This window comes from Robertkochia solimangrovi (genome assembly GCF_007279655.1).
GTDB classification, from domain to species: Bacteria; Bacteroidota; Bacteroidia; order Flavobacteriales; family Flavobacteriaceae; genus Robertkochia; species Robertkochia solimangrovi.
On record NZ_QKWN01000013.1, the window covers coordinates 68,744 to 84,117 of the forward strand.

15 protein-coding genes are annotated in these 15,374 nt (G+C 40.1%); 11 read left to right on the top strand and 4 right to left on the bottom strand.

Annotated features, from left to right (window positions below; all coding sequences use genetic code 11):
• Nucleotides 1-108 precede the first annotated feature (108 nt).
• Nucleotides 109-1,326, bottom strand: coding sequence for an efflux RND transporter periplasmic adaptor subunit (locus DMZ48_RS16410; RefSeq protein ID WP_143956260.1), 1,218 nt, complete (start codon nucleotides 1,324-1,326; stop codon nucleotides 109-111).
• 489 nt (nucleotides 1,327-1,815) lie between these two features.
• On the opposite strand from DMZ48_RS16410, the gene DMZ48_RS16415 reads away from it, so the two are divergent.
• The 11 genes from DMZ48_RS16415 (at nucleotide 1,816) to DMZ48_RS16465 (ending at nucleotide 12,674) form a co-directional block, all read left to right on the top strand.
• Entirely contained in the window at nucleotides 1,816-2,700 is an 885-nt protein-coding gene (locus DMZ48_RS16415) for a ChaN family lipoprotein (protein WP_143956261.1), read from the top strand.
• Nucleotides 2,701-2,720: 20 nt separating this feature from the next.
• Nucleotides 2,721-3,071 (top strand): hypothetical protein, encoded by a 351-nt coding sequence (locus tag DMZ48_RS16420; RefSeq protein WP_143956262.1) that lies wholly within the window; start codon nucleotides 2,721-2,723, stop codon nucleotides 3,069-3,071.
• Between the two features lie 332 nt (nucleotides 3,072-3,403).
• Entirely contained in the window at nucleotides 3,404-3,865 is a 462-nt protein-coding gene (locus DMZ48_RS16425; protein ID WP_143956263.1) for a type II secretion system protein GspG, read from the top strand.
• 48 nt (nucleotides 3,866-3,913) lie between these two features.
• Nucleotides 3,914-4,675, top strand: a complete 762-nt coding sequence (locus DMZ48_RS16430; RefSeq protein ID WP_143956264.1) for a hypothetical protein — start codon at nucleotides 3,914-3,916, stop codon at nucleotides 4,673-4,675.
• Complete coding sequence (locus DMZ48_RS16435; RefSeq protein ID WP_143956265.1) at nucleotides 4,672-5,391, top strand: YqjF family protein; 720 nt, start codon at nucleotides 4,672-4,674, stop codon at nucleotides 5,389-5,391. Before DMZ48_RS16430 ends, DMZ48_RS16435 begins: the two co-directional genes overlap by 4 nt.
• Before the next feature lie 604 nt (nucleotides 5,392-5,995).
• Nucleotides 5,996-6,583: a hypothetical protein gene (locus DMZ48_RS16440; RefSeq protein WP_143956266.1), complete on the top strand. Its 588-nt coding sequence runs from the start codon at nucleotides 5,996-5,998 to the stop codon at nucleotides 6,581-6,583.
• 56 nt (nucleotides 6,584-6,639) lie between these two features.
• Complete coding sequence (locus DMZ48_RS16445; protein ID WP_143956267.1) at nucleotides 6,640-7,473, top strand: alpha/beta hydrolase; 834 nt, start codon at nucleotides 6,640-6,642, stop codon at nucleotides 7,471-7,473.
• A gap of 97 nt (nucleotides 7,474-7,570) precedes the next feature.
• On the top strand, nucleotides 7,571-8,326 hold the full coding sequence (locus tag DMZ48_RS16450; RefSeq protein ID WP_143956268.1) for a helix-turn-helix domain-containing protein: 756 nt from the start codon (nucleotides 7,571-7,573) through the stop codon (nucleotides 8,324-8,326).
• 25 nt (nucleotides 8,327-8,351) lie between these two features.
• On the top strand, nucleotides 8,352-9,527 hold the full coding sequence (locus DMZ48_RS16455) for an FAD-dependent oxidoreductase (RefSeq protein WP_143956269.1): 1,176 nt from the start codon (nucleotides 8,352-8,354) through the stop codon (nucleotides 9,525-9,527).
• Nucleotides 9,528-9,639: 112 nt separating this feature from the next.
• On the top strand, nucleotides 9,640-11,781 hold the full coding sequence (locus DMZ48_RS16460; RefSeq protein WP_143956270.1) for a penicillin acylase family protein: 2,142 nt from the start codon (nucleotides 9,640-9,642) through the stop codon (nucleotides 11,779-11,781).
• A gap of 164 nt (nucleotides 11,782-11,945) precedes the next feature.
• A complete protein-coding gene (locus DMZ48_RS16465; RefSeq protein ID WP_143956271.1) occupies nucleotides 11,946-12,674 on the top strand; it encodes a DUF6090 family protein in 729 nt (242 codons plus the stop codon).
• Nucleotides 12,675-12,691: 17 nt separating this feature from the next.
• On the opposite strand, the gene DMZ48_RS16470 is transcribed toward DMZ48_RS16465, so the two are convergent.
• From DMZ48_RS16470 to DMZ48_RS16480, 3 genes are read right to left on the bottom strand one after another with little or no spacing between them, the layout of a single operon-like run.
• The gene (locus tag DMZ48_RS16470; RefSeq protein WP_143956272.1) at nucleotides 12,692-13,681 is read right to left on the bottom strand and encodes a DUF6695 family protein; all 990 of its coding nucleotides are present in this window, start codon (nucleotides 13,679-13,681) and stop codon (nucleotides 12,692-12,694) included.
• A complete protein-coding gene (locus tag DMZ48_RS16475) occupies nucleotides 13,665-14,267 on the bottom strand; it encodes a sterol desaturase family protein (RefSeq protein WP_162558750.1) in 603 nt (200 codons plus the stop codon). The genes DMZ48_RS16470 and DMZ48_RS16475 overlap by 17 nt, the downstream gene beginning before the upstream one ends.
• Complete coding sequence (locus DMZ48_RS16480; RefSeq protein WP_143956274.1) at nucleotides 14,264-15,130, bottom strand: cupin-like domain-containing protein; 867 nt, start codon at nucleotides 15,128-15,130, stop codon at nucleotides 14,264-14,266. The genes DMZ48_RS16475 and DMZ48_RS16480 overlap by 4 nt, the downstream gene beginning before the upstream one ends.
• Between the last annotated feature and the right edge of the window lie 244 nt (nucleotides 15,131-15,374).

Below are 15,374 nucleotides of genomic sequence, written 5' to 3' on the forward strand. Positions count from 1 at the left end.
TGAAAATAGGACTCCCATTGTCTCCCAGTTAACGACCGTAAGACCGATAACTGAAAGCCTTAAGAGTATTCTTTTGATTCTAAAAGTTAATTTAGGTACCCACAGGCATCAATGAGCCTGGGTTACCGCATTCGTCAGGATATTGGATTCCTCCTGAATCGCTACGGTCGACGGACTCACCTCCATTCCCGGTCTGATCTTTTGAATATTGTTGACGATCACCTTATCTTCTGACGAGATTCCTCCTCTGATAATTCTAAGACCGTTCGAATGCAACGGTCCGAGTGTAACAGTCTTGCTTACGACCTTGTTTTCATCGGTCAAGACATACACAAACCTTAGCGACTGATTCGTTCCGATAATTTCATCCGGAATCATCAATGCTTTGTGCTCAGCACTTCCGAGAAGTCTCGCCTTTCCGAACATTCCCGGTTCCAGCAGATGGTCTTTGTTTTCAAGGATCGCCCTGCTTTCAATGGTTCCTGAATTGTTATCGATCTCATTATCCACAAAATCCATTTTGGCTTCGTGTACAAAATCATCCTCATCGATCAGCTTGATGAAAACCGGCATGCCTTCGGCACGGGCTTCATCCCGTTCTCCATTTCTGGCAAGTCTGACGTATTTCAAGTAATCAGATTCACTTCCTGTGAAATAAAAATGAATCGGACTCGTAGCAACGATGGTGGTCAACAAGGTTGAATTCGCACTCCCCCCATCAACGATATTCCCTTCGTTTACCTTATCACGACTTACCAATCCGGAAATAGGAGCTTTCACTTCTGTAAATTCCAGATTGAGTCTGGCGTTATCCACTTTGGCCTGAGCCAATTGCTTACTTGCTTCAGCATGTACCAGTGCCTGCTCTCTGCGGTCGTACTCTTCTATAGAGAGTGCTCCGGTCTCTCTGAGAGATTCCACTCTTTCGAAATTATCCTGAGCAGTCTTAAGCGTGGCCAGTGCCTGAGCATAGTTGGCTTCAGCTTCCGCCAATGCGATCTTAAAAGGTCTTTGGTCTATGACAAAAAGAACCTGCCCCTTCGTTACTTGTTCACCATCTGAAAAGTTCACTTTTTCCAGAAATCCACTTACCCGGGCACGTACTTCGACTCTGCTACTCGCTTCGAATCGACCGGTATATTCATCCCACTCGGTAATTTTCTCAAAAACCGGAGTCGCCACTTCTACCGGTAACGCAGCCATTGCTGGTTGTGATTTTTCATCCTCGTTTTCAACAGTTGTAAAAGCGAGAAAAATGATGGCTATCAGTAAACCTATAAACCCTAGGGACAGGTATCTGTTCGTGTTAAAATTTAGTTTCATCATGATCTTCTATTTAATGTTGACTTTAGACGACAAAATTATATCCATCATGGCCGTTACGGGTAACCATAATAGTTTCATAAATGACCAAAATCTTAACTACCGCTAAAAAAGACCAAAATCTTTGATCATCGCTACAAACTTCTTAACCGATCAAATGTCATAGCAATCTGGTCGCTTATCACAAAAATTTATGGGCCGGCCCTGTGGTTCTACACTCGTTCTATCAAAAAACGAATATTCATAACTTTTGTAAAAGGAAATTAAATATCCTCACTAACTTCAATCCTGTTACACCGAATTGGCTTTAAAACATGATTTGATGTCCCTCATTAATTAGTCTATTTATTTTATCATTATTATGCTGCCTAGTGTCTATTCTACTTCTAAAAAATTCAATACATACTGCTTCCCAATTTCAAGATTATACAACTTAAAAGGAAATTGCCTATTTTGGACATGGCTAACCATTTTATGAAACCATTCCAACTGATGAGAAACTTTTTATTTACCTGTACGCTTATTCTTTGCTTTATTACCGATTCCTCAGCACAGCAACCACCGGCTTACCAATTATTGAACAATAAAGGTGAAGTTGCCGACTATGAGGTTATGATCAAAGATCTGGCTGCAGGAGATATGGTCTTTTTCGGTGAATATCATACCAATCCGATCTCACACTGGATGCAATTGGAAATGTGTAAAAGTTTCTATGCGATCAAAGGAAAAGAACTGTACCTGGGAGCGGAAATGTTTGAAAACGGAAACCAATTGGTGATCGATGAATACCTTCAGGGGTATTATGAAGAAGATAAAATGATACCGGAGATCACACAGCTTTGGAACAACTATAAGACCGATTATAAACCCCTGCTGGACTTTGCAAAGGAAAATGAGCTCAGATTCATAGCGACGAACATCCCGAGAAGGTATGCTTCCATGATCTATAAGGGAGGCATCGGGATTCTTGACCAGCTGAGTGATGAAGCCAAAGCGATGATCAGTCCGGACCTGAAGAAATATTTTGATCCTACGGTAAAGGCTTATGCTGAAATGGCTGAAAAAATGGGAGGCCATGTGCCTCCAAACATGCTGAACATTCAAACTTCACAGGCTTCCAAAGATGCCACCATGGCCCATTTTTCCCTGAAAAACTTCCAAAAAGGAAACCTGCTCTTTCACTTTGAAGGTTCCTACCATTCCAACTATGATCAGGGTATTATCTGGTGGATCAACAAGGTGCAACCCGGACTAACCATAAAATCGATCACCACGGTAAACAGTTCTGAATGGGAAACCATGACCGAAGAAGAAAAGTCAACCATAGCTGATTATATTATCGTTGTGGCAGATTCCATGACACAGACGAACCGCTAACCTTCAATGCCGATCATAGTATGGAATTTAAAAAACATATCCTTAAAGTTTTAATCTGGCTTCCTTCCCTAGTGATCTCTGTGTTCTATTTTAAGAATGCCGGTGAAAAGATATTGAATGCCGGAGTTCAGGATAAAGTGGTAAGTAACGAACTACTGATCATTATAACGGGAGTGATTCTTATGGTCGCTACCCTATTGTTCCTGATCAACAGGACCCTACTTTGGGGTACAGTCATTTTGTCTTTATACATGACGCTGATCGTAATCATCCATATTTATAAAGGTAAACCCTTTGAGGTCACCATACTGATCGTTATGGCAACTATTTTTGCTGCCTGGTTACGAAAACCAAAATTATTTATTCCATAGGTGATCAACATGGTATTCTTTAAAGTCTGAAAAATATAGGAAGGTTACATAAATTCTTATAAAGTTTTATTAAAAATCTACTCAAAGCCTAATTTATCACACTTATATTCAGGAAAATTCCTATTTTTCCTACCAATTAATACACATTTCTACCACCTGATCTCAGGCATCCCATTTAGGTCTGATTTTAACGGTTGTCTCTCCCCCCGGTGTATTGGAACATTAAAAATTTAAAGGATAAGATCCTTCAGGATCTGGGAAAGGGAACATCTTATAGTACCTCTCCAACCCAACATTAATAATTGATACCAACGAATATAACAGGTAGATTAATGGACCTTATACTAAGCATACTAGTTGACATTGGAATCATTCGTGAAGAATATCTCCACGACAAAAGAATTCGAAAAAAAGAACAGCAAGATGGTGTACCAAGAACCCTTGAAAGATATTTGTTCAGGCCTTCTTTATTGATATTTTTAGGTACGTTGCTTTTCATTTCCATCTTAACCTCTGTATTTATGATCATTCAACACACTTATATTAATCCGGGAAAGACAGAACAGGAAATCCTTAAGATCGGTGGAGCTCTTGAAAAATGGAAGAATCATACCGGTCAATATCCCGAAAGTTTAAAGGAACTTATCGGTAACGGACCTATCAGACAAGGTTGGGAGGTAGATGCCTGGAACCACCCTTATCAATATACGCTATCGGATGACAGGGCGAATTTCAAACTGGTCTCCTCCGGCTCCGATGGTTTTTTTGGAACTAAGGATGATCTCAGTAATTGATCCAATATTTAAACCTCACTACCGTTTAAAAAAACAGATACCGCCAAAATGACAAGCCGATTAGCCGAAAGTATTCAATCACTATACAAGATCTTTGAAAAATATCATCCTAATTCCAACATGAGCGGAAGTTCCAATTATGATGCGCTCAAGCTTTGGAATGAAGAGTTATTCTCAAAACCCCTGGCTAAATTAAATGATGATGACCTCTCACGTTATGCAGGAAAGGCTATTACTACTTGGGGAGAACCGAACGACTATAAGCATTTCCTTCCACGTATCTTTGAATTAACAGCAATCTACAGAACACCCTATGAAATCTGGATATCCTTCGATAAACTCGAACGAGCAGGATGGCTAAGCTGGCCGCAGGAAGAACAAGGTGTTATTTGTGAATTCATGCTCAGTCTCTGGGAAAATCTGATCAACGACGAAAGCGAAGCAGCCGCCTGGGTTTTTCAGGATTACTTTTCCGCTCTTGCAAATTTTTACCCGGAGTTCGATGATCTTCTTGAAATATGGTCCCGATCAGTATCAAAATCGGCGATAAGCTACCTTGCAAATCTTGTGATCAATGAGCAAACCAAATTATTTGACAGACAGAAAATAAGCGGTTTCCATGATAAAACTGAAAATGCTGAACACCTCATCTCCTGGTTAATTTCGGACACTATTCTCATGAAAGTACAAGAGAGTTTCTTTATTTTCGACGATGCAGCACTGGCCCAAAAAATATCATGGGCAGATCAGATCATTTCCTACCAACAAAAAAATTATAATTTAGCACCGGTACAAGGTGATCAATTATGACCATAAAAAACCTACTCAAAAAAACCGACCACAGACCCTGGAAACTACCTGATCATGATTGGAAATTCTATCAGGAATGGAACAACGCCATCTTTCTCCATTGGCAGGTAGAGATTTCTGCATTAAAGAAGTTTGTCCCCAACGATCTGGAAATCGACCTTTTCGAAGGTAAACCATGGGTTTCCATAGTTGCCTTTTCCATGGAAAACATACGTCCAAAAAATTTACCTGCCTTCTCACCGATTTCCAATTTCGACGAGATCAATATCCGAACCTATGTGAAAGCAAACGGAAAAACCGGAGTATATTTTTTAAGCATCGAAGGAGGTAAAAAGCTTTCCTGTAAAGTAGCAAAAGGGATCTCAGAACTGCCCTATCGTTATTCCAGAATGCAAAGAACACCTTATACCTATCTTTCTTCAAACCCTGAATATAAAGACCAACTTAAAATTAACCATGACACAGGCATGGCTACTTCCAACAAATCCGACCTGGACAAATGGCTAACAGAACGATACGCCTTATTTCAGGATACTGAAAAGTACATTAACGAATTTGAGATACACCATATAGAATGGCCACTTCAACAAATTCAAATTTCCAAATTAGAGCTCCATTATCCCAGATTCAATGACCTTCTCTCCCAAAAGCCTGATAAAACTCATTTTTCAAAAGGAGTTCGAGTCCTCGCCTGGAATAAGACCCCATTACGGTAAAAATCCAAATCATGAAAATATACCGATCTGTACATGTAACCAGAAATAATGGAGAATGAAGAATTGAGAATTGAATTTTAATTTACAATTTAGTATCTCCTCGTTTGACCCCTGCCTTAAAGGAAGACGAGGGGGCTATTGAGTGACCATTTCAGTTCCAATTCCCACCCTTTAGGGATGGGGCAAGGAATTGGAGGGGAAATAGAATTGAGAATTGAAAAATTGAAAAATTGAGAATTGAGAATTATAATTTACCACTTACAATTTCGTGTCCCCTCGTTTGACCCCTGCCCTAAAGGGAGACGAGGGGGCTATTGAGTGACCATTTCAGTTCCAATTCCCACCCTTTAGGGATGGGGCAAGGAATTGGAGGGAAATAGAATTGAGAATTGAAGAATTGAGAATTGAGAATTGAGAATTAAAATTTACACTTAATACTCGGTACTCGCTCTTCACTCTCAAACTCATTCCACTAAATCAGTTGCATAACAAATCCTTTTTAGTTTTCGCTTTGTAAATGGAATTAGCTATTTTCACTATATATCAGGGAATATTCCTACGATTTAGTGACCTGTTCCAATATTGATCTAACATCAATAACGAAATGCTGAAGAAAATCGCCACGCTTATACTCATACTCCTGATCGGACCAGTTTTAGGTTCGGTATTCGGTATTGCTCATGACCAGATTACTTATACCATATCTGAAGAATACTATACCAAATTCAAATTCTTTCAATTCGGACTTATGAATTGGGGTTGGGGAGTGAATGTGGGGAGCGGGAAGGCGCCGGAGATCATACTGGAAAACCCGAGATCAGGAGTTATGGTAGTAGGAATTCTGGCTACCTGGTGGGTGGGATTTATCATAAGCATATTACTGGGCGTGATCGGTTTGATCCATAAAACTGCAAAAGATATGTTTCGGGTCACCTTAAAAGCCATGATCTGGAATATAGTATTTGCTCTGCTTACCGGGCTATTCGGACTAGTGTACGGTAAATTTTTCCTTTCTTATACTCCTTCACTTTGGTTTCTCCCCGATAATATAAAAGATAGGACCGCATTTGAGATGGTTGGATCCATGCATACCTTTAGCTATTTGGGAGGATTTTTAGGATTATTGTTCGGAATCGGATACAGTCTTAGAGAGCGATGGAAGGCTAACAATATTGAAACACAAAAAGTCTGAATTTATATAGCAGCTTTGATCGTATATTCGTAGGGTATAACCTGTACCCTTTTGATATGAAAAAGCATTTTCTCACATTCCTGATATTCATCATTTCAGTTTCCCTGAAGGCTTCCACCGTTGATACCCTCACCGTATATAGCGCGTCCATGCAGAAAGAGATCAAATGTGTGGTCATTAAACCTGATTCCTATGCCAAAGGGGACCAACAGTATCCCGTGGTATATCTGTTACATGGTTATAGTGACAACTATGCTTTTTGGGTTAAGGAAGTACCCGAGATCAAAAAGTATGCAGACGACTTTCAGATGATCCTGGTATGCCCGGATGGCGGTTACAACAGCTGGTACTATGACAGTCCGGTAAAGAAGAGTAGTCGTTTTGAAACACATATAACCCGTGAAATATTACCTTATGTGGATACACATTATCGGACTCAGCCTGACCGTAAACACCGTGGAATCACCGGACTCAGCATGGGAGGTCATGGTGCCTTATATCTGGCTTTGCGCCATACCGATCTTTTCGGGGCTGCGGGAAGTACCAGTGGCGGAGTAGATATCAAACCCTTCAAAAAACATTGGGAACTGACAGAACAAGTGGGTGACAGTATACAACAAAAGGATAATTGGGAAAAAATGTCCGTTATCAATATGATCGACGAATATCCAACACGACAATTATCACTTATAATAGATTGTGGTACCGACGATTTCTTCTATACCGTCAACAAAAATTTACATGAAAAGCTACTGCAACAGGAAGTACCTCATGACTATACAGAACGCCCGGGCGGACATACCCTGGAGTATTGGCAGAATTCTATAGGATATCAATTGTTGTTCTTCTTCAAATTTTTTGAAGCCCCAAATACGTTTGACAAAGGTTAAGCATTCTCCGATTATCACAGATAATACTTAATTAAGTAACTTTATTCGCTCCAAACATCCAACGGAAAATAAATTTTTGAAAGTTAGCAGGTATGATATGAGTAAGGAATACGAATACAGGAACAAAAAACCGGATTCAAGACTTGCTGACTTGGTTGAAAGTTTCTGGATGTTACGATTACCTACCGATCATGATAAAGAGATCGTGGTATTACCCGACGGACGTATCGATTTATTCTTTACGATATCCGCAACACAAACATTTCATATCACCCTATCAGGGCTGGAAACACATGCCGATCAGGTAACACTGGAAGCCGGAACACTAATGTTTGCCATTAGTTTTAAATTACTCGCCACTGAATATATACTTGAAAATACCGTTTCCAACATTCTTGATTATGCAAAATATCTACCGGATGACTATTGGGGATTTGAAGAGGCAGACCTTGACGATTTCGATCTTTTTTGTAGCAAGGCTGAAGCCAGATTACTAACACTGCTTCCCTCTGAGATCGACCCCAGGAAACAAAAACTTTTTGAAAACATCTATTCCTCCGATGGTGCACTAACAGTTCAGGAATTATCCGAAAAGGCATTTTGGAGTAGCCGACAGATCAATCGCTATTTCAATAAACAATTCGGCATTTCTCTGAAATCTTATTGTAATATCCTTCGTTTCCGGGCGTCATTTCATCATATCAGGGAAGGCAAATTATTTCCTTCCGAGAATTTTACCGATCAGTCCCACTTTATCAGAGAAGTAAAAAAACTTTCAGGCGTATCCCCGAAGGAACTCAGTAAAAATAAAAACGACCGATTTATACAATTTTCTTTCTCCGATCCGGAATAGTTTTGTCTCGATAAAAAATATCGAAATGAAATTAAAAGATAAAAAGATCGCCATTGTTGGTGGAGGACCCGGCGGACTTACCCTGGCGAGAATTTTACAACTGCGGGGGGTTGACGTAAAAGTTTATGAAAGAGATGTTGATCAAACTGTTCGGGTACAGGGCTCCCCACTGGATCTGCATGAGGAGTCCGGATTAAAAGCCCTATTAAAGGCAGGCCTCCTTGCCGAATTCCGTAAAAGCTTTTTACCCGGAGCCGACAGAAAAAAAATCGTTGACCCACAGGGAATCGTATACTTCAGTGACCATGAGAGTAAGCAAGAGGAAAATTTTGGAAATGCCGGTTTTCGACCGGAGATCGACCGCGGCACATTGAGACAACTACTATTAACTTCATTGAGACCCGGTACCTTACAATGGGATCGTCATTTTGTGACAATGGAGAAACACCACTCGGGATGGATGCTGCATTTTAAAAACAGTGTTATTGAATACGCTGACATTGTAGTCGCTGCCGACGGTGCAAATTCAAAGATTCGTCCGTATATTACAGAAATCAAACCTTTCTACACAGGAATAACCATGCTGGAAGGTACTGTAGCCAACGCTAGTCGGAAGGTGCCCCAGGTACATACATTAGTCAATGGCGGTAAGATCATGGCTTTTGGTAATGAAAAGAATCTTTTGATGGGACAAAAAGGGAAGGAAGAACTCGGATTCTATGCCAGTTTTAAGGCCGAAGAAAGTTGGGCAGTACAAAGTCAGCTCGACTTTGGTGACAATCATAAGGTGCTGGAATGGTTCAGAAATACGTTTTATGAATGGTCAGAATTCTGGAATGAATTGTTTGAGAACGCCAGTGTTGCCTTCGTACCTCGGCCGATATATTGCATGCCGTTAGGCCAAAATTGGGAATCACAAGCCAACCTGACAATAATCGGAGATGCCGCTCATGTGATGCCACCATTTGCAGGTGAAGGGGTGAACATGGCAATGCTCGATGCTTTAGAATTAGCGGAGAACCTGCTTTCCGATAATTACCAAACGATCTCAGATGCCATCAAATCCTTTGAGATCAACATGAGAAAAAGAGCGACCAAAGCCGCTAAGGAATCACTGGAAAACGGAGAAACCATGCATGCAGAAAATGCCCTTGAGAACATACTAAACTTCTTTGAAGGACATATAAAAATAAATCAATAATAAAACTTACCATTACTAATTACACTATTAATACTAAACATTGCTTTAATTTTCTCTCACAATTTATTAACTTATTAGTCTGATTTATAGAGTACCGAAACGAACAAGGTATATGGTTCTAAAAACATTAAAATACATTTTTCTTGTTTTTACATTTGTATGTATCACCGAATCATGTAATCAAAATGATTCACTTGCGTCCACCGAACCTGAAATACTAGCGGAACAAGTAACCATCTATCGTGACTCTTATGGAATTCCGCATATTTTTGGAGATACCGATGAAGCGATGATGTTTGGTTATGCTTATGCTAGGGCTGAAGATGATTATGAACGTATCGAAGATGTTTTCATCAATATGACTGGGCATAGAAGTAAGTACAATTCAGATAGTAGTCTTGCCGATGATATCCTGATCCGTGCCTTCGAGATACCTCGGATCGCCAAAGAACAGTATAATGCAATGGATCCGGATTTACAAAGCTTGTGTAATGCCTATGTTGCAGGTTTGAAATATTATTTACAAAAACACCCGAGTCAGAAACGAAAGGGATTTGAAAATATAGAACCCTGGATGGTCCTGACCACCCAAAAAGGCTGGTGGACATGGATGCTAACACAGCAGTCTGACTGGAATGAGATCATTAGGCAGCAATACACCACGTACACTAAAAATAGTGAGGTACACGGCTCCAATGCTTGGGCCATCAGTGGAAAGAGGACTAATAAAGGAAATCCCATGTTGCTGATAAATCCGCACATGGGGGCGAATGAGTTTGAATATGAAGTACACCTCAACAGCAAGGAAGGTATGAACTTTTATGGCGGTGCGGCCTGGGGAAGTGACTTTTTTCCTGTTGACGGATTCAATGAGTTTCTTGGCTGGGCCCAGACCACGAATTGGCCTGATATTGTGGACACCTATAAACTCGACTTTGATCATCCTTCCGACACTTTGAAATACAGGTTCGGAAAAGAATATCTGAAAGCCGAAACCTGGTCTGAAATATTACAGGTAAAAACTAAAGGAGCACTCAAAGAACAAAAAGTTACTTTCTTAAAATCTGTTCATGGTCCGATATTAAGAGATAGTTCAGGAACATATTTCAGTTATCGCATACCCGCCATAGAACATGGAAATCTTATCGAACAATTTTATGCCATGTGTACGGCTACCAGTTTTACGGAATGGAAAAACGCAGTTGGATCACTGGCTCTCCCATATGAAAACCTGATCTATACAGACAGAACCGATACGATATTTTATCTCTACAACGCCAGAATCCCAAAACGCAATGAAAATACTGATTGGGAACAAACTTTGAACGGTTCTGACCCGAAACTTTTGTGGAACACATATCATAAACTGGAAGAATTACCTCAGGTTCTGAATCCTGCTGATGGCTTTGTTCAGAACTGTAATTCCTCACCCTTTACCACGGGTTTCACAGATAACCCGGACTCCTTGAACTATCCTTCATACATGATCCTTCCTTCCTTCTTAATGAATGTTCGCGCTGAACGTTCAAAAGAAATTCTGAATACCACAGCTAACCTAACTTTAGATGATCTTGAAAATTTAGCCTTCGACACCTATATGCATACTGCTGAAACTTATTTACCGGCAATTTTCCGTCAAATGGACAGCCTGACCAAGGCAAACCCTTCCATGTATTATAAATTAAAAGAACCTATCGATAGCCTAAAAGCCTGGAATCGTTATAGCCACCGCGAATCGGTGGCCACCACATTATATACGCAAATGATGGATATTCCCATAGAACAGGGAATTAAACAGATCGATGGAAAAATTTTAATAAATGCATTGAACACCGTGATCGACAAATTAAATACGCAATTTGAAACATGGAAAATTCCATGGAAAGAAATAGCCAGACATCAGCGATCAAAAGAAAACAGCTATTGGGTTGATAAAACCCAGATCAGTTATTCTACCGATGGAAACAGAGGTATGTATGGCACCATCTTCAGAATGGATCTCCCCTATTATATTAATGACTTTAAAAGAAGAGTAACGCTGGGAAATTCACTGGTCATGGTTGTTGAGTTCACCTCTGACGGACCTAATGCCAGATCTGTACTAAACTATGGAGAAAGCAGCCACCCGGATTCTCCACATTATAATGACCAGTCTGAAATGTTTGCAAACGGACGCCTTAAGCCTGTACTGTTCAAGTTTGAAGATATTGAAAAGAATGCTGAAGCCATCTATCATCCGGGAGAAGAAGAATAATAGCCTTACATTTTCATCTGCCCATATATAAAACCATGAATACATAATTTTTTTCTATTGGTTTTTAAATATTCCTGAGTATCATTATATTGAAGATTACTTTTGAAGATATGTATAATCTTTTATCGCCTGTTTAACTTCTCAATGAACCAATCCAAACCTCTATGAATACATTCTTTAATAAGATCCGTCACAAAATGCTCCAAGAGGGTAAGACGGGTAAGTACCTGAAATATGCCGCAGGAGAAATAATTTTAGTCGTTATCGGAATTCTTATCGCCTTACAGGTGAACAACTGGAATGAGAACCGGAAGCAACAGAAGGTCAAACGCAGCTATACCTCCTCAATCATCAATGACTTTAAGAAAGACAGTGCAGCATTACAATCTTTGATAACCCAGCTCGAACGGGATAGTCTTGTCTTTAACTCCTTCACCCAACGTCTTTTGAGCAGTAAGTCGAATACCGATACAATCGTTAAGATGTTCCGCTATGAATTCCCCCGGTACATACGGCCAGATTACAGTTTTAATAATACCACACTGGTAAATCTTATCGGAAACAATACCGTTAGTTATCCGGACGATATACGGGAATCATTTGCGGCCCTCATTAAGATCCAAAAGGATTTTGAAAGAACAAACAATATTTTTATAGATAAATACATGGACCTGCTGAACGCAAACGCATATCCTTTCGAAGACTATTTCCTTGACAGTGGAAAGTCGGTACGGGACTCCATCTGGGATCATAAAGACAAGCTTCAACTTTTAGCCGATTTTGAGCGACTTAGTGACTGGAAATTAGCCTATACGCAGGTAACTTTAAACTATGCCAAAGGTATTCAGCGATTTACACTGCGACTCCGAAAGAATTTGGAAGAATTACCGTAATCGTGCTGCCGCTATTTTCAGGTAATGCGTTTGAATTCAAATATCTTATCATCCTGGATCACCAGCGAACTACTGCAATGTGACAAAAATCCGAAGGAAAAAGGCTTCTCTATTTCAAATAAAGATTCCGAACAATGTTCAAAGAAACCACTACACTTTTTACTGCCGTTCTCGGAATAACGGGTGATCTCATAGCGGTCATCCAAAATCGATAAATGAAACCAGGAACCGGACATTTCTCCGCCCACCCATTGTGAATCAGCCGGCACATTGAGTGGTCTCCGAGGTTGCCGAATGACCTTATTAACATTGTTATGGTTATAGTATTTACGTGTATCAAAGTTACTCCGGTACATAGGTGCCAATTCTCGATACTCCGGAAGAGTTTCCCGTTCGGGCACATGGATTTGTTCTGAAAGCAGGTTGATCAACGTTAAAGGCTTGGGAAGTAAGGGAAATAACAACTTCAATTTCCATCGATAACCGAATTCAGGACTTCCCATGGCAATCGCATTTTTCACAAAGCGACAACAATTGGTTCCGGGACGAATAAAAGGTCCGAAGGGAATGATCCCTTTAGCCTGTATACGCTTTACCGCACTATAAGCAGATTCAAAATTCACCTTACAATACGCTGCTTTGAGTACGCCAAAACCTTTACAAGTGTCATTCAATTGTATTTCTGTCAGCAATTCCCTGATATTTTCAATCCGCTTCCTGCTCACCTTCGCTATTGTTTCTATATGGAGTCCGCAATCGGTCGTCACATCCCTGATCCTGCCTTTCTGAAAAGGGGCTTCATACCTTCCGCAATCAAAATAAAAGCACCTTCCATTTTGATCCACCAACACCAAAGCTGCATGACCAACCTTGTAGTGAAAATTCCGATTTAAGCCCAAAAATCGCATCAAAGGATCGTACCAGGAACCGGCTTGCTTCCCCATAAAATCAGGCCAGGCAACAGCAACAGCAAATCCGTTACGCCCTATTTCATTTACGACTCTCATAGGTGGTATTAAAGAGAAGGTCCCATAAAGGAGAGGTGACTCCAAATGCTTTCGTATCATCCTTATAATGATGAATGTAATGATTGGTCCATAAAACCCGGAAAGCATTTCGTGGGGGCCGACACGTGTGTATCCGGTAGTGAATCAGTATATAGAGTGCATAGCCTATGATAAAACCCGGGAAAAAATAGGGCGCATACACCCCAAGAATCAATCTGAAAACACCATAAACAATTGAGGCTATCAATAATCCGACCGGAAGTGGTAGTGCCAGACGCTTTTTATCCCGCGGATGTTCATGATGAACATGATGCAGTCGGAAGGATAGATTCGGTTTATCATTTTTTGGTCGGGCATGAAAGGAATAGCGATGCACGATGTATTCCATAAAAGAGAAAAATATCAGACCGCTTAAAAATATTGCAATACCCAAAAATATTTGAAGATCCCTCTCATAAAACTGATAGATCAAAATGATCAGGGCCATAAGGATATAGGTGGCGCTTACCACATAGGCATTGGTCTTTGATAACCATTCAACAAAGTTATTCTTAAAGATTCGATTATTTGGCTTTTGTTCTTTCATGCGACATTGCTCTTTAACTTCCATTTATTCGCTTTCTCAAAAGCCCTTTTAGATTTCCATGCCAGCCATCGTTCGCCGAAAAACTGATTCATTCCTTTATCGATTATGAAATGACGTCCTATATTCCAAAGTCCAAGCAGGGTATACCGAATAGAATCATTGGATCGAACCGAAAGCGAGAAACCAGGTTCACAATAATGAACACAATGCCAATATCTTCGGGGGATGAAAAGGGTTTCACCATGTTCCAGGATGGCATGGTATCCGTTCGCATTCTTCAAAGCAGGATATTTCCGGTAATCCGGGTTCATAATATCAACCTCAGCCTGAACCGTATAGGGTAGATGATAAAGAAAACTTCGCTGCTCATAGGGAAATAAAAAGATCTCCTTACGCGTCTGAAAATGCGTAAGGAACACATGCGAACAATCCAGATCATAATGTAACCTCAGAGTTGCTCCCTTCCCTCCAAAGAACATGGCAGGAAACTTTTTAAGAAAATCAGACATGATCTCAGGTGTTTCAAAATCCTTTGTTAATTCAGGAGCCTCCTTCATGATCTGAAAAATATGGAGTCTGAGATTCGTAGGAGTGCTTTGGATCAGTTTCAGATAATCACCGAATAATAACCTGAAATACGATTTCATATAGTGCTTACCGGAACGAAAGTAATTGTCGGGATCGAATATTGGAACTGTGATATCACCGTATTCTTTCTCAAAAAAATCAAAGGTCCATTTTTCTCTGGCAACCCAATCTTTGGAAAGATCCTTAAAAATCACCGGTTTAAGCGGATCTAGATACTGATCCTTAAAAGCTTCTTTGCTGAGATTTTCCTTTTTTTCAACGGCTGTGAATTGCATATCAGGTGAATATCCGTTTTTGAACTTCACTTATAAAACAAAGTGGCTAGATTTTGAAGATATACGATACAGATCTGGTAAGTACCAGCTTAGAGGGTCAGATTTTCTTCTGCACAGCACTTTAAAATACTAAAAATTTTCGAATTTTAACAGGATTAATCCTGACAGTATTTGCATTCTACATAAAGGATCATATCCTATTTAAATCTTGTAGTTCTTGATAACGTCTCCAAGTTGTCTATTA

Excerpts from the sequence above, each read along its gene's own strand:
- DMZ48_RS16410 (WP_143956260.1), bottom strand. The coding sequence starts at position 1,326 with ATGATGAAACTAAATTTTAACACGAACAGATACCTGTCCCTAGGGTTT.
- DMZ48_RS16415 (WP_143956261.1), top strand. The coding sequence starts at position 1,816 with ATGAGAAACTTTTTATTTACCTGTACGCTTATTCTTTGCTTTATTACC.
- DMZ48_RS16420 (WP_143956262.1), top strand. The coding sequence starts at position 2,721 with ATGGAATTTAAAAAACATATCCTTAAAGTTTTAATCTGGCTTCCTTCC.
- DMZ48_RS16425 (WP_143956263.1), top strand. The coding sequence starts at position 3,404 with ATGGACCTTATACTAAGCATACTAGTTGACATTGGAATCATTCGTGAA.
- DMZ48_RS16430 (WP_143956264.1), top strand. The coding sequence starts at position 3,914 with ATGACAAGCCGATTAGCCGAAAGTATTCAATCACTATACAAGATCTTT.
- DMZ48_RS16435 (WP_143956265.1), top strand. The coding sequence starts at position 4,672 with ATGACCATAAAAAACCTACTCAAAAAAACCGACCACAGACCCTGGAAA.
- DMZ48_RS16440 (WP_143956266.1), top strand. The coding sequence starts at position 5,996 with ATGCTGAAGAAAATCGCCACGCTTATACTCATACTCCTGATCGGACCA.
- DMZ48_RS16445 (WP_143956267.1), top strand. The coding sequence starts at position 6,640 with ATGAAAAAGCATTTTCTCACATTCCTGATATTCATCATTTCAGTTTCC.
- DMZ48_RS16450 (WP_143956268.1), top strand. The coding sequence starts at position 7,571 with ATGAGTAAGGAATACGAATACAGGAACAAAAAACCGGATTCAAGACTT.
- DMZ48_RS16455 (WP_143956269.1), top strand. The coding sequence starts at position 8,352 with ATGAAATTAAAAGATAAAAAGATCGCCATTGTTGGTGGAGGACCCGGC.
- DMZ48_RS16460 (WP_143956270.1), top strand. The coding sequence starts at position 9,640 with ATGGTTCTAAAAACATTAAAATACATTTTTCTTGTTTTTACATTTGTA.
- DMZ48_RS16465 (WP_143956271.1), top strand. The coding sequence starts at position 11,946 with ATGAATACATTCTTTAATAAGATCCGTCACAAAATGCTCCAAGAGGGT.
- DMZ48_RS16470 (WP_143956272.1), bottom strand. The coding sequence starts at position 13,681 with ATGAGAGTCGTAAATGAAATAGGGCGTAACGGATTTGCTGTTGCTGTT.
- DMZ48_RS16475 (WP_162558750.1), bottom strand. The coding sequence starts at position 14,267 with ATGAAAGAACAAAAGCCAAATAATCGAATCTTTAAGAATAACTTTGTT.
- DMZ48_RS16480 (WP_143956274.1), bottom strand. The coding sequence starts at position 15,130 with ATGCAATTCACAGCCGTTGAAAAAAAGGAAAATCTCAGCAAAGAAGCT.